We start from the raw sequence: 14017 nt of genomic DNA, 5'->3' as shown, positions 1-14017 counted from the left end.
GCTGGTTAATGCACCGTACTCTTCGCGGCGGAGAGTCGATCGGACAGTCGCTGTTGCATTACTTCGGTAATGCGAGGGAGGAAAGTCCGGGCTCCGTAGGGCGAAGTGCCAGGTAACTCCTGGGAGGCGTGAGCCTATGGAAAGTGCCGCAGAAAATAACCGCCTAAGCACGCAAGTGCCGGTAAGGGTGAAAAGGTGCGGTAAGAGCGCACCGCACGGCTGGTAACAGTCCGTGGCTAGGTAAACCCCACTTGGAGCAAGACCAAATAGGAGTCCATTGGCGTGGCCCGCGCTGGACTCGGGTAGGTTGCTTGAGGTCGCCAGTGATGGCGACCCTAGAGGAATGACTGTTCACGACAAAACCCGGCTTACAGATCGACTCTCCACTTCTTTTTCTGCCTAACGACCGTTGGTCAGAGCGAAAATAACATCTCCTCTTAATGCTTCACTTTAACTTCGATAGTTAAGGTGTTCATCTGTATGCGGTTGTTTTTAAAAAGCACTTTTTAGACCTGTGATTATTTTAATAACTGTATCTAAGTTCAAGAAATATAAAAGGTTTTCTGTGTTTATAGCTTGACGGTGGGGGGCTCGGATTTCTATAGTGTGCATAAGTGGCATGAAGTGGGAAAAAGTGGGTTTTTTCACGTAAATGTCGAATAATAAAGGTGCACACTCGTGTTTCGTGGATCCAGCGCTATTAATCTTGACGCCAAAGGGCGCCTTGCGATGCCAAGTCGGTATCGAGAGGAGCTTGTCGAGCGTTGCGACGGACAGTTGGTCATTACGATCGACTTAGCGGATCCGTGTCTGTGTATTTACCCTTTGCCGGACTGGGAAAGAATTGAAGCCCAGCTCAGTCAAATGCCTTCTTTACGCCCAGAAACTCGTCAGCTGAATCGACTACTGATTGGTAGCGCGGTGGATTTAGAGCTCGATAGCAGTGGTCGACTGCTGATTCCTGCACGTTTGCGTGAGCAGGCAGGCCTAACTAAGCAAGTAATGCTAGTGGGGCAGCTGAATAAGTTTCAGTTGTGGGATGAAGATAAGTGGAATGAGCTACTCACCAGCGATTTGCAGGACATTAAAAATCCTGATCATCTGCCCGAAGAATTAATGAATCTGGTTCTATAATTATGAGCGAACAGTTTAGTCATATCACGGTATTGCTTGATGAGGCGGTAAACGCTCTCGCAATGCGTCCGGCTGGCTGTTATGTCGATGGCACCTTTGGCCGTGGTGGCCACAGTCGTTTAATTCTTAAGCAGTTAGATGAGTCCGGTAGGTTGCTGGGTTTTGATAAAGACCCGTTAGCGATTGCAACTGGCCTCGAATTGCAGCAGCAAGACCCACGCTTCTCGATTGTGCAGCGCAGTTTTGCAGAAATGGATGCAGAGTTGCAGCAGCGTCAATTGCTGACTGCAGTTGATGGCGTGTTATTGGATCTTGGCGTGTCTTCGCCACAGCTTGATGATGCTGAGCGTGGCTTTAGCTTTATGCATGACGGCCCTTTAGATATGCGCATGAACCCTGCTGAAGGCATCAGTGCTGCGCAGTGGGTGGCTGAGGTCAGTGCCGAAGAAATGGCGCGTGTGTTTAAAGAATACGGTGAAGAGCGTTTTGCTAAGCGTATGGCGAATGCCGTAGTAGCGCGTCGCCAGTTGCAGCCTTTTACCCGTACTGCGGACTTAGCTGCGGTATTAACTGAAGCCAATCCAGCTTGGGAGAAAGGTAAAAATCCTGCAACCCGCGCTTTTCAGGGTATGCGCATTCATTTAAACAATGAACTCGCCGATTTAGAGCAAGGTCTCGAGGCCGCGTTGGCGTCATTAAAAGTCGGTGGCCGTTTGGTGGTGATCAGCTTCCATTCATTGGAAGATCGCATTGTTAAACAGTTTATGCGTCGTCTAGCGAAGGGCGAGGCTGACCAGATGCCGCGTCACTTGCCGATTATTCCTGAAAAATTTGACCCTATTCTTAAAGTCATAGGTAAGCCGCAATACGCTGGCGCTGATGAGCTGAAAGCCAACCCCCGAGCGCGCAGTGCCGTGATGCGCGTCGCGGAGAAATTACGTTGAGTAAGTTGTATGCAAAACCACTACCGCGCTTAAGCGGTATTTTGCTTTTTTTGTTCGTTTTAAATGTAGTGACGGCAATCAGTGTTGCCTACGCCTCGCATAACAGTCGTAAGTATTTAAATGAGCTGTTCGAAGCCACGCAGATTCGCGATCGTGCGCAAGCTGAATGGGGGCGCTTTGTTTTAGAGCAGAGCACTTGGACTGCGCATAATCGCATTGAGAGTTTAGCTGTACAGCAGTTAGGAATGCATATTCCTGAGCCGGGTGCGGTAAGGATGGTGAGCCAATGATTGGTTTACAAGGCATCAATCATCCGTGGCGTTTTCGCATTATTTTGTTCTTTTTATTTGCGATGGGTGCGGCTATTGCCGCGCGCATTGCTTATTTGCATGTTTTTCATCATGAGTTTTTAGCTGAGCAAGGTGATGCGCGCGCGCTGCGTTATATTCCGATTCCTGCTCACCGCGGTGTGATTACTGACCGTAATGGCGAGCCTCTAGCAGTGAGTACACCGGTGCTGACCTTGTGGGCCAACCCTAAAGAATTGCAGGCTGATAAAACGCGTTGGGAGGAGCTTGCGCTTGCGCTTGAGCTACCTAAAGCCGAGCTGATTAAACGTATCGAAAATAATGCTGCACGGGATTTTATGTACTTGGCGCGTGGATTAACGCCTGAGCATGGTCAGCGCGTGCTTGAGCGTAAAATTAGTGGTGTTTACGGAAAGGAAGAGTTTCGTCGTTTCTACCCTGCCGGCGAAGTGGCGGCCCATTTAGTGGGTTTCACTAATATTGATGAGCACGGCCAAGAAGGTATTGAGCTGGCTTTTGATGAGTGGCTGACCGGTGTGCCAGGTAAGCGTCAGGTGATTAAAGACCGCCGTGGCGATCTGATTCGTGATTTGCAAGTTAAAGAAAACGCTAAGCCAGGTAAGCAGTTAGCGTTATCGATTGATTTGCGTTTGCAGTATTTAGCGCACCGTGAGTTGCGTAATGCTTTGCTGGAGTTTGAAGCCAAGGCCGGCTCGCTCGTGATGATTGATGTGCGTACTGGCGAAATTTTAGCCATGGTCAATCACCCGACCTTTAATCCTAATAATCGCCGGCATTTAACCCCGCAGGCGATGCGCAATCGCGCCATGATTGATGTGTTTGAGCCAGGCTCTACGGTCAAGCCGTTTTCTATTGCTGCTGCATTAGGTACTGGGCGTTGGACACCTGAGTCCACCGTCGATACTGGCAACGGCACCTTTAGAATCGGTCGCTATACCATTCGCGATGTATCGCGTGGTGGCTTGTTGGATTTGACCGGTGTGCTGAAAAAGTCCAGCAACGTGGCGATCAGTAAAATTGCCTTAGATATTGGCGCGATGCCTGTCTACAACATGATGCAAAGTGTTGGTTTCGGTGCTGATACAGGCTTGAGCTTTCCCGGTGAGCGCGTCGGTCAGTTGCCGATGCATCGCAAATGGGGTGAGGCAGAAACCGCGACCTTGGCTTATGGCTATGGCTTATCAGTAACTGCCGTGCAGTTGGCGCACGCCTACGCTGTCCTGGGTAATCAAGGCCGTAATGTGCCCTTGTCGTTGCTGCGCCAAGACCAAACAGTTGCCGCTGGTGAGCAAGTTATTGATCCGAAAATTTCTAGTCAAGTGATGGGCATGCTGCAAGCCGTGGTTGAAGAAGCAGGCGGTGGCGGTGCGCGTGCACAAGTACCGGGTTATCACGTCGGAGGCAAAAGTGGTACGGCGAAGAAACTTGCGGTAGGTGGTGGCTATACCGAGAGTTCTTACCGTTCGCTTTTTGCAGGTGTCGCCCCGATTGATAATCCACGGGTTGCCGCGGTGATTGTGATTGATGAGCCGAGTAAAGGCGGTTATTACGGCGGTTTGGTGGCTGCGCCGGTGTTTGGTCGCGTGATGGCTGGAGCGCTGCGCATGCTCAATGTACGTCCAGATAATTTACCAACTGAGACGCCAACCGCAGTCGTTGGCGCAACGCAGGGAGGGCGCGGCTAATGGCAATGCCTCTGAACCAATTGTTCGCGCAAGCACCCAGTTCGACGCTGATTCGTGAGTTGACTCTCGACAGCCGGAAAGTGCGCCCTGGCGACTTATTTTTAGCAGTGGACGGCAATCAGCAAGACGGCCGTGATTACATTGGTGATGCCATTGCACGCGGTGCAGCAGCAGTCGCCTATGAAGCAGGTGATGCATTACCGATGCATGACAGTGAAGCCTTGCTGCTGCCTACTCATGGTTTGCAAGCGCAGCTTTCTGAAATTGCCGGGCGTTTTTATGGTGAGCCAAGCCGTGCCATGCGCGTTGTAGCGGTCACCGGTACCAATGGTAAAACCAGCGTCACCCAATTATTGGCACAGGCTTTAGATTTGCTCGGTCAGCGCTGCGGTTTAATTGGCACTTTAGGCTGCGGCTTTTATGGCAGTTTAGTCAGTGGACAATTCACCACGCCAGACCCATTAGCAGTGCAAGCAACTTTAGCTGACCTGAAAAATGCCGGTGCGAAAGCTGTAGCGATGGAAGTCTCGTCCCATGGCTTGGCGCAGCATCGCATTGCTGCCGTTAAAGTTGCGGTGGCGGTGTTAACCAATTTGACCCGCGATCATCTTGATTACCATGGTTCGATGCAGGCCTACGCGGAAACCAAGGCGCGTTTATTTAGCTGGCCAGATTTGCGTGCAACAGTCTTGAATCTGGATGACGCCTTTGGTCGCGAGCTTGCCGAAAAACACAGTTCAGCACGTTTGATTACCTATAGCTTGACTGATTCCAGTGCCACTGTTTATTGCCGCAATGTTCGCTTCAGCGCCACAGGCATTGAAGCAGAGGTGGTCACTGCGCATGGCGAAGGTAATTTATCTAGCCCGCTGATTGGTCGTTTTAACTTAAGTAATTTATTAGCCGTTGCTGGCGCTTTATTGGGCTTGGAATATTCCCTCAAGCAAGCACTGGCAGTGATCCCTTTATTGCAAGGTCCTGCTGGGCGCATGCAAGTGCTTGGTGGGCAACAGCAGCCTTTAGTGGTGGTTGATTATGCGCACACGCCTGATGCCTTAGAGCAAGTGCTAAGCGCTTTGCGTCCGCATGTCGCAGCTAATGGTCGCTTGCTGTGCTTATTTGGTTGTGGCGGTGATCGCGACGCCGGTAAGCGCCCGTTAATGGCCGAAGTGGTAGGGCGTTTAGCTGATGCTGCGGTGGTCACCGATGATAATCCACGTGGCGAAGATCCAGCCAGCATCCGTGCTGCGGTATTGAGCGGTTTTAGCGCCGATGCTGCCGTCACCGAAGTAGCCGGACGCGCTGCTGCTATTGCACAAATTATTGCTCAGGCGCGCCGTGAAGATGTCATCGTTTTGGCCGGTAAAGGCCATGAAGATTACCAAGAGATAAAGCACGTGCGTCAGCATTTTTCTGACATTGAGCAAGCACAGCAGGCGTTAGCTGCATGGCAGGTGGACAATGTTTAAATCATTGCAGTTAAGCCAGCTGGTTAATCCACTCAATGCTCGCTTAATCGGCGCTGATGTTGAATTTAGCGCACTCAGTAGTGATAGTCGCAAAGTCACGAACGGGCAGTTATTTGTTGCTTTGCGTGGTGAGTTTTTTGACGGCCATAGCTATTTAGCCGATGTGGCTAAACGTGGCGCAGTGGCTGCTGTTGTGGAAGAAATTACTGCTGATTTAGCCATCCCGCAGTTACTTGTTGCTGATACGCGGATTGCTTTGGGACAAATTGCTTTGCTCAATCGCCAGCAATTTAGCGGCAAGACTGTTGCAGTCACCGGCTCCAGCGGTAAAACCACAGTTAAAGAAATGCTTGCCAGTATCTGTCGTAGTGCTTTGGGTGCAACTGCGGTACTGGCCACGCGTGGCAACCTCAATAATGAGTTGGGTGTGCCTTTCACCTTGCTGGAACTCAATGCCCAGCATCGCGCAGCGGTAGTTGAGTTAGGCGCTTCGCGTCTTGGTGAAATTGCTTATACCGCTGCGCTAGTCCAGCCTATGGTGGCAGTGATCAGCAATGCGGGCATGGCGCATGCTGGCGAGTTTGGTGGTCCTGAGCAAATTGTTTTAGCTAAAGGCGAAATTCTTGATGGTTTAGGTGCTGAGCATACTGCCGTTCTCAATCTTGATGACGACGCTTTTGAGCAGTGGCGTACCCGCAACACTATTTGCCAAGTGCTTAGCTTCTCTACTAGTAATCCTGCCGCCGATGTCTATGCCAGCGCTATTAGCAGTAATGCACAAGGACGCATGGGCTTTAACCTGCACGGAGTGGCGGGTGAGGGCTTTATCCAGTTGGCGGTGTTGGGTTTGCACAACGTCAGTAATGCCTTAGCTGCCACGGCAGCGGCGCATGCTTTAGGTTTGCCACTGACAGCGATCAAGCAAGGCTTGGAAAGCATGAGCGCAATCTCTGGGCGCAGCGTGGTGCATGAGTGTGCCAACCATGTGCAGTTGATTGATGACAGCTATAACGCCAACCCTGCTTCGATTCGCGCCGCGATTGATGTTCTCGAAAACATGCCCGGTCAGCGCGTCTTAGTATTGGGTGATATGGGCGAACTGGGGATATGGGCAGAGCGTGAGCATGCGCAGATTGGTGCCTATGCCAATGGCAAAGTGGATGCTGTTTATGCGGTAGGACCACTGATGCAGCATGCGATTGCACAATATTGTGGCGTATCGCGGCACTTTCTAGAACAAAACAGTCTGATCGAAGCACTGCTGGCGCAAGTTAGCGGTCCGGCAACGCTTTTAATTAAAGGTTCACGCAGTGCGGCAATGGAAAACGTTGTTAATGCACTGCGCACTGGTTTAGGGGAAACACTCTGATGTTGCTTTTATTAGCAGAGTACTTACAGCAGTACTACAAAGGCTTTGCAGTCTTTCAGTACCTGACTCTGCGCGGGATTTTTGGCGTGCTCACAGCTTTAGTGATGTCATTGTGGCTCGGTCCAAAAATGATCCGTACTTTGCGTAATTTGCAAATTGGCCAATCGGTGCGCACCGATGGGCCGCAATCGCACCTGTCTAAATCCGGCACACCCACCATGGGTGGTGCATTGATTTTGGCTTCAATCACTATTAGTACTTTGCTTTGGGCTGACCTGAGTAATCGCTATGTATGGATTGTATTGTTGGTGACGCTGCTGTTTGGCGCCATTGGTTGGGTCGATGATTACCGTAAAGTGGTTGAGAAAAACTCACGTGGCCTGCCGGGTCGTTGGAAGTATTTCTGGCAGTCAGTGTTTGGTTTGGCGGCAGCGCTGGTGTTGTATTTCACTGCACAAACGCCAGGTGAAACAGCACTGATTGTGCCGTTCTTGAAAGACATCAGTATTCCATTGGGTGCAGGCTTTATTGTCCTGACCTATTTAGTGATTGTTGGCACCAGTAACGCAGTCAATCTGACTGACGGATTAGACGGATTAGCGATTTTGCCAACGGTTTTGGTGGGCGGCGCGTTGGGTATTTTTGCCTATCTTTCAGGTCACGTAAGCTTTGCCCAGTATCTGTTTATTCCTTATGTGCCAGGTGTCGGTGAGTTAATCATTTTCTGCGGTGCACTGGTTGGCGCAGGCTTAGGCTTTTTATGGTTCAACACTTATCCAGCACAAGTCTTTATGGGTGATGTCGGAGCTCTAGCGCTCGGCGCTGCGCTCGGTACTGTGGCTGTTGTAGTACGTCAAGAAATTGTCCTGTTCATTATGGGCGGAGTGTTTGTCGTGGAAACCTTGTCGGTGGTGATTCAAGTGGCTTCTTTTAAGTTAACCGGTAAGCGTGTCTTCCGGATGGCGCCGATTCATCATCATTTTGAATTAAAAGGCTGGCCAGAGCCGCGTGTGATCGTGCGCTTCTGGATCATCACTGTGGTCCTCGTACTGGTGGGACTTGCCACCTTGAAACTGAGATAAGTTAGGTGAATAACATGGGTCAGCAAACACAGGTCGTGGTCGGCCTGGGCAAAAGTGGCATGTCTCTGGTGCGTTTTTTAGCGCGCCACGGGCAGTCTTTTGCCGTCGCTGATAGCCGTGAGAATCCACCAGAACTGGCTCGGTTACAGCATGAGTATCCAGAAGTGGCGGTGCATTGTGGATCTTTGTCAGTGGATTTATTAAGCGCTGCGCAGATACTCTATGTCAGTCCTGGTCTAGCGCTGAGTACACCGGCCATTCAAGCAGCGATTGCCAGTGGTGTAACAGTTTCAGGTGATATTGATCTGTTTGCGCAGCACGCCCGTGCACCAATCGTTGCCATCACCGGTTCCAATGCGAAAAGCACCGTCACCACCTTGGTGGGTCAGATGTTTGCTGCGGCTGGCTTAAATGTTGCGGTTGGCGGCAACTTAGGCGTGCCAGCGCTTGATCTGCTCGATGATACCGTGGATGTGTATGTTATGGAGTTATCCAGTTTTCAGCTGGAAACTACCTCGCATCTGCAAGCGCGTGTTGCGGTCTGCTTGAATATCAGTGAAGACCACATGGACCGTTATGCCGATTTAAATGGCTATATCGCTGCCAAGCAACGCGTATTTAACCATGCGCAGGCGCTAGTGATTAATCGAGATGATCCAGCCTCACAGCCGCAGCACACAGACACTACTGTGATCAGTTTTGGCCTATCTGTGCCTGCTGTTGGTGAGTTTGGTCTGCGTGAGCACAACACTGAAACCTACTTAGCCTATGGCGATGAATTGTTATTGCCAGTGAGTCAGTTGAAAATTCGTGGCAGTCATAACCAAGCTAATGCATTGGCTGCGTTAGCCATTGGCACTGCAATGAACGTGCCGATGGCACCGATGCTGTCGGCTTTGCAAGCCTTTGCTGGGCTTGAGCATCGCTGCCAATGGCTGCGCACTGTACAAGGTGTCCAGTGGTACAACGATTCTAAAGCGACCAATGTTGGTGCGGCTTTAGCAGCTATTGAAGGCCTCGGTGCTGGCAATGCAGGCAAACTGGTGTTGATCGCTGGCGGTGATGGCAAAGGCGCAGATTTTTCCAGCTTACAGGCACCGGTGGCGCAGTATTGCCGTGCAGTCGTCCTGCTGGGACGTGATGCACAGCGTGTCGCTGATGCGCTGGCTGGCACTGTGAAAACTGAACACGTAACCACTTTACAAGAGGCTGTGCTTAAAGCAGCGCAGCTAGCCGAATCAGGTGATTCAGTGTTATTGGCACCGGCTTGCGCCAGCTTGGATATGTTTAAAAGCTTTGAAGAGCGTGGTGAATTGTTCGCACAAGCTGTCGGGAGGTTGTTATGAGCCTACTTGATATGCTGTCGCTGCCGTCACCTTGGCGTCATAACAACCAAGTGGATATCGATTTCCCACTGCTGACTGCTTGCGCGTTATTGATGGGCATCGGTTTGGTGATGATTGCTTCGGCATCCGCCTCAGTTGCAGAAATTAATAACGGTAACACCTATCACTATTTTGTCCGCCATCTGGTGTATATCGTGCTGGCCTTGATTGCCGGTGGCTTGACTCTATTTGTGCCAATGTCGATGTGGGAGCGCCACAGCGGTTGGTTATTGGGGTTGGCTTTTTTGTTGCTGATTTTGGTGTTGTTGCCTGGGATTGGTCGTGAAGTGAATGGCTCAAAGCGCTGGTTGGGTGCGGGTATTTTTAATATCCAACCATCAGAGCTGGCCAAGTTGTTTATGGTTATTTTCATTGCCGGCTATTTAGTGCGTCGCAAAGAGCAAGTTCAGCGTCAATTTATGGGCTTAGTTAAGCCGTTAGTGATCTTGGTGGCAATGGGCGGTTTACTGATCCTTGAACCAGACTTTGGCGCCACAGTAGTGATGGCAGGCAGTATCGTGGTGATGTTCTTTTTAGGCGGCGTTGGTCTGCGTGTATCAGTGCCGTTGTTGTTTGGCTTGTGTGGCTTGCTTTGGTACGTGGTGCAGTTTGAAAGTTACCGCATCGCGCGTCTCACTAACTTCACCAACCCATGGCAAGACCAGTACGGCAGCGGCTATCAGTTGACTCAGGCGCTGATCAGCTTTGGCCGTGGCGAATGGTTAGGACTGGGCTTAGGCAACAGTATCCAAAAGCAATTCTTTTTACCTGAAGCACACACTGACTTTGTTTTTTCAGTCTTGGCAGAAGAGCTCGGCATGCTTGGTGCGTTGCTGACTTTGGCGCTATTTATGTTTGTTAGCGTGCGCGCTTTATACATCGGCGTTTGGGCCGAGCAAGCAAAAAAATATTACAGCGCTTATGTGGCCTATGGCTTGGCCCTGCTGTGGATTGCACAAGTGGTGATTAATCTGGGTGTGAATACCGGGTTATTGCCGACTAAAGGTTTGACCTTGCCGTTTATTAGTTATGGCGGTAGCTCGTTGGTGGTGTGCTGCATCAGTTTGGCAATCCTACTGCGCATTGAGTGGGAGCGCCGCACCTTGCTGCTGTCCACTGACTCGATGAGCAAAGCGCAAATTGCTGCGATGGCCAAGGGGGTGCGTGATGCGCGGTAATATTTTAATTATGGCGGCAGGTACCGGTGGCCATGTGTTCCCAGCTTTAGCCTGCGCTGAAGAGTTTAAAGCGCGCGGCTACCAAGTGCATTGGTTGGGTGCAGGCCGTGGCATTGAGAATGAGTTGGTGCCTGCTGCAGGTTTTACTTTGCACACCTTAAAGGTTGATGGTTTACGCGGTAAAGGTTTTGCCTCATTGCTGATCGCGCCTTTTAAATTGCTGGCCGCTTTATGGCAGGCCAAACGTTTAATGCGCGAACTGCAGCCTGTCTGTGTGTTAGGGCTGGGTGGGTATGTCACCGGACCTGGCGGTCTTGCAGCGAAAATGGCAGGTGTTCCGCTGGTGATTCATGAGCAAAACGCCGTGGTCGGTACTGCTAATCGTTTGCTCTCAAGCTTTGCTACGCGTCTGTGTGAAGCTTTTCCTAATACTTTTAAGCAGCGCAAGCGTTGTGTGACCACAGGTAATCCGGTGCGAGCGGCGTTATTTTTAGAAACACCACGCAATGGCCTAGAAGGGCGTGCGGTTAATTTATTAGTACTGGGCGGTAGTTTAGGTGCTGAGCCACTGAATAAATTATTACCGGCAGCGCTGGCTCAGTTGCCTGCTGATGTGCGCCCACAAGTGACTCATCAAGCTGGACGCAATAATGATCAAGTGACCCGCGAGCGCTATCAAGCCGCTGCGGTTGAGGCGCAGGTGGTACCGTTTATTAGTGATATGGCGCTCGCTTATGGTTGGGCCGATTTAGTGGTATGCCGTGCTGGTGCACTGACGGTGAGTGAATTGGCCGCAGCTGGTTTGGCATCATTTTTAGTGCCACTGCCGCATGCCATTGATGATCACCAAACCCGTAATGCAGAATTTTTGGCAAAACAAGGCGCTGCCGTCTTATTGCCGCAACATGCTACTGATGCAGACCGTTTAGCTGCACAGTTCAAAGAGGTACTGATGGACAAGCAACGCATTAAAACCATGGGCGAACAAGCGCGCTTATTGGCGCAGCCCGATGCTACGCAGCAGGTTGTCGCTGTGTGTTTGGAGGTGGCCCGTGGTTGATTTATTACAACCTACATCAGCAGAAATGCGTCGCATGCGCCGTATTCGCCGCATCCACTTTATTGGTATTGGCGGTACTGGTATGTGCGGTATTGCTGAGGTGCTACGTAACCTCGGTTATGAAGTGTCAGGTTCTGATCTAAAACCTTCCTCGGTGACCGAGCGTTTGCAAGGTTTAGGCGTGAATGTGGTGTTCGGCCATCATGCCGAAAACGTTGAACATGCCGATGTATTGGTGGTGTCGAGTGCGATTAACCCATCCAATCCAGAAGTAGCGCGTGGTCTAGAGCGTCGTATTCCAGTGGTGCCACGTGCTGAAATGCTGGCTGAATTGATGCGTTATCGCCATGGTATTGCCGTAGCGGGTACGCACGGTAAAACCACTACGACCAGTTTGTTAGCCTCAGTGTTTGCTGCAGCGGGTCTTGATCCGACCTTTGTGATTGGCGGTCGTCTTAATGCTGCGGGCAGTAATGCCCAGCTCGGTGGTGGTTGCTACCTGATTGCTGAAGCCGATGAAAGTGACGCAAGCTTCTTGCACTTGCAGCCGATGGTGTCAGTTGTCACCAACATTGATGCTGATCACATGAGCACTTATGGCGGCGACTTTAATAAGTTAAAGAAAACCTTTGTCGATTTTTTACACAATCTACCTTTTTATGGTTTAGCCGTGCTCTGCGTGGATGATCCGTCCGTGCGTGAAATTGCTAAACAAGTGAAGCGTCCGATGATTACTTACGGGTTCTCTGATGATGCCGACTTACGCGCAATCAATGTCAGCCAAGTAGGTATGCGCACGGCATTTACCGTATTACGCAAAGGTCGTGAGCCGCTTGATGTGTCGGTGAACATGCCGGGTAAGCACAATGTTTTGAATGCTTTGGCAACCATTGCTATTGCCACCGATGAAGGTATATCTGACGCTGCGATTATTGCAGGTTTGTCCGGCTTTGAAGGTGTGGGTCGTCGCTTCCAAGTGTACGGGCAATTGCCAGTAGACGGCGGCGAAGTGATGTTGGTGGATGATTACGGTCACCATCCAAGTGAAGTGGCAGCGGTAATTAAAGCTGTACATGATGGTTGGCCAGGTCGTCGTTTAGTGATGGTCTATCAGCCACATCGTTATTCACGTACCCGTGATTTATATGAAGATTTTGTCCAAGTGCTGGGCGAAACCGGCGTGCTGTTGCTGTTGGAAGTCTATCCAGCTGGCGAGGAGCCGATCCCTGGCGCCGACAGTCGTCAACTGTGTCACAGCATTCGCCAACGTGGACGTTTAGATCCGCTGTATGTTGAGCGCGGCACTGATCTTGCGCCGTTACTTAAGCCTTTACTGCGTCCAAACGATATTTTGCTGTGCCAAGGTGCCGGTGATGTGGGTGGTATTGCTCCGCATTTAATCAAGCATCCTTTGTTTGCTGTGCGTTCGCTGGAGGCTGAAGTATGAGTCAGTCGTTTGATGTTACCGCTTTTGGTCGTGTTGCCGTGCTCTATGGCGGCCGCAGTGCAGAGCGTGAAGTCTCTCTGAAGTCGGGTGCGGCGGTTTTAGCAGCATTACAAGAAGCGGGTGTCGATGCGTTTGCCATTGATGTCGGTGATGATTTACTCAAGCGCTTATGCGAGCAGCCGATTGATCGTGCCTTTATTGTGCTGCACGGTCGCGGCGGCGAAGACGGTACCGTGCAAGGCTTATTAGAGTGCGCAGGCATTCCTTATACCGGCAGCGGTGTGCTGGCCTCTGCGCTAGCTATGGATAAGCTGCGTACCAAACAGATTTGGCAGAGCGTTGGTTTACCGACACCACGTCACGCAGCTTTAGTGACTGCAGAAGATTGCCATGTGGCTGCTGAGCAGCTCGGTTTTCCGTTAATTGTTAAGCCAGCCAGCGAAGGTTCAAGCATTGGTATGGCTAAGGTTGACGATTTAGCCGCCTTATTAGCAGCTTGGCAAGAAGCACGACAGTTTGATGCGCAAGTATTGGTTGAGCAGTGGGTTTCTGGTCCTGAGTTCACCATCGCGATGTTGGCGGGTGAGGTATTGCCACCGATTCGCTTAGGTACCAGTCACGCGTTCTATGACTACGAAGCCAAGTATCACTCAAACGATACCCAGTATCAGATTCCTTGTGGTTTGGCGGCTGATAAAGAAGCTGAGCTGCGCGATTTAACAGCACGTGCCTGCCAAACCTTGGGTGTCACCGGTTGGGGGCGCGCTGATGTGATGCAAGACGCGCAAGGTCAGTTCTGGTTACTGGAAGTTAATACTGTGCCTGGTATGACCGACCACAGCTTAGTACCGATGGCTGCGCGAGCTGCAGGTCTAGATTTCACTGCTTTAGTGCTGACCATTTTGGCCGGCACTTTACAGGCGAGAGGTTAAGCC

Annotated in this window: 12 protein-coding genes and 1 other RNA gene; all 13 read left to right on the top strand. The window is 51.0% G+C overall.

The genetic code is table 11. From position 1 onward, the window contains the following. The first annotated feature begins 31 nt into the window (after positions 1-31). The 13 genes from rnpB to H591_RS0101865 all read left to right on the top strand — a co-directional run bounded on the left by rnpB (position 32) and on the right by H591_RS0101865 (position 14014). Positions 32-387, top strand: an RNA gene (gene rnpB, locus H591_RS15655) — RNase P RNA component class A. Positions 388-678: 291 nt separating this feature from the next. Then, positions 679-1134 carry a division/cell wall cluster transcriptional repressor MraZ gene (gene mraZ / locus H591_RS0101920; protein ID WP_022965254.1) on the top strand — a complete coding sequence of 152 codons (456 nt, stop codon included), beginning with the start codon at positions 679-681 and terminating at the stop codon, positions 1132-1134. 2 nt (positions 1135-1136) lie between these two features. After that, positions 1137-2078, top strand: a complete 942-nt coding sequence (gene rsmH, locus H591_RS0101915; RefSeq protein ID WP_022965253.1) for a 16S rRNA (cytosine(1402)-N(4))-methyltransferase RsmH — start codon at positions 1137-1139, stop codon at positions 2076-2078. Continuing rightward, positions 2075-2368 (top strand): cell division protein FtsL, encoded by a 294-nt coding sequence (gene ftsL, locus H591_RS0101910; RefSeq protein ID WP_022965252.1) that lies wholly within the window; start codon positions 2075-2077, stop codon positions 2366-2368. Before rsmH ends, ftsL begins: the two co-directional genes overlap by 4 nt. After that, on the top strand, positions 2365-4092 hold the full coding sequence (locus H591_RS0101905) for a peptidoglycan D,D-transpeptidase FtsI family protein (RefSeq protein WP_022965251.1): 1728 nt from the start codon (positions 2365-2367) through the stop codon (positions 4090-4092). Before ftsL ends, H591_RS0101905 begins: the two co-directional genes overlap by 4 nt. Then, a complete protein-coding gene (locus tag H591_RS0101900; RefSeq protein ID WP_022965250.1) occupies positions 4092-5561 on the top strand; it encodes a UDP-N-acetylmuramoyl-L-alanyl-D-glutamate--2,6-diaminopimelate ligase in 1470 nt (489 codons plus the stop codon). Before H591_RS0101905 ends, H591_RS0101900 begins: the two co-directional genes overlap by 1 nt. Beyond that, the gene (locus H591_RS0101895; protein WP_022965249.1) at positions 5554-6930 is read left to right on the top strand and encodes a UDP-N-acetylmuramoyl-tripeptide--D-alanyl-D-alanine ligase; all 1377 of its coding nucleotides are present in this window, start codon (positions 5554-5556) and stop codon (positions 6928-6930) included. The genes H591_RS0101900 and H591_RS0101895 overlap by 8 nt, the downstream gene beginning before the upstream one ends. Beyond that, on the top strand, positions 6930-8012 hold the full coding sequence (mraY, locus tag H591_RS0101890) for a phospho-N-acetylmuramoyl-pentapeptide-transferase (RefSeq protein ID WP_022965248.1): 1083 nt from the start codon (positions 6930-6932) through the stop codon (positions 8010-8012). The genes H591_RS0101895 and mraY overlap by 1 nt, the downstream gene beginning before the upstream one ends. A gap of 14 nt (positions 8013-8026) precedes the next feature. Continuing rightward, positions 8027-9358 carry a UDP-N-acetylmuramoyl-L-alanine--D-glutamate ligase gene (gene murD / locus H591_RS0101885; protein WP_022965247.1) on the top strand — a complete coding sequence of 444 codons (1332 nt, stop codon included), beginning with the start codon at positions 8027-8029 and terminating at the stop codon, positions 9356-9358. Then, positions 9355-10575, top strand: coding sequence for a putative lipid II flippase FtsW (gene ftsW / locus H591_RS14605; protein ID WP_022965246.1), 1221 nt, complete (start codon positions 9355-9357; stop codon positions 10573-10575). Before murD ends, ftsW begins: the two co-directional genes overlap by 4 nt. Beyond that, on the top strand, positions 10565-11635 hold the full coding sequence (murG, locus tag H591_RS0101875; protein ID WP_022965245.1) for an undecaprenyldiphospho-muramoylpentapeptide beta-N-acetylglucosaminyltransferase: 1071 nt from the start codon (positions 10565-10567) through the stop codon (positions 11633-11635). Before ftsW ends, murG begins: the two co-directional genes overlap by 11 nt. Before the next feature lie 25 nt (positions 11636-11660). Beyond that, positions 11661-13082 carry a UDP-N-acetylmuramate--L-alanine ligase gene (gene murC / locus H591_RS0101870; protein WP_028244109.1) on the top strand — a complete coding sequence of 474 codons (1422 nt, stop codon included), beginning with the start codon at positions 11661-11663 and terminating at the stop codon, positions 13080-13082. Next, complete coding sequence (locus H591_RS0101865) at positions 13079-14014, top strand: D-alanine--D-alanine ligase (protein ID WP_022965243.1); 936 nt, start codon at positions 13079-13081, stop codon at positions 14012-14014. The genes murC and H591_RS0101865 overlap by 4 nt, the downstream gene beginning before the upstream one ends. Positions 14015-14017 lie beyond the last annotated feature (3 nt).

The organism is Denitrificimonas caeni DSM 24390 (assembly GCF_000421765.1).
Lineage (GTDB): Bacteria > Pseudomonadota > Gammaproteobacteria > Pseudomonadales > Pseudomonadaceae > Denitrificimonas > Denitrificimonas caeni.
The sequence above is the reverse complement of the archived record's forward strand: the minus strand, read 5'-3'. Positions and strand labels throughout refer to the sequence as shown.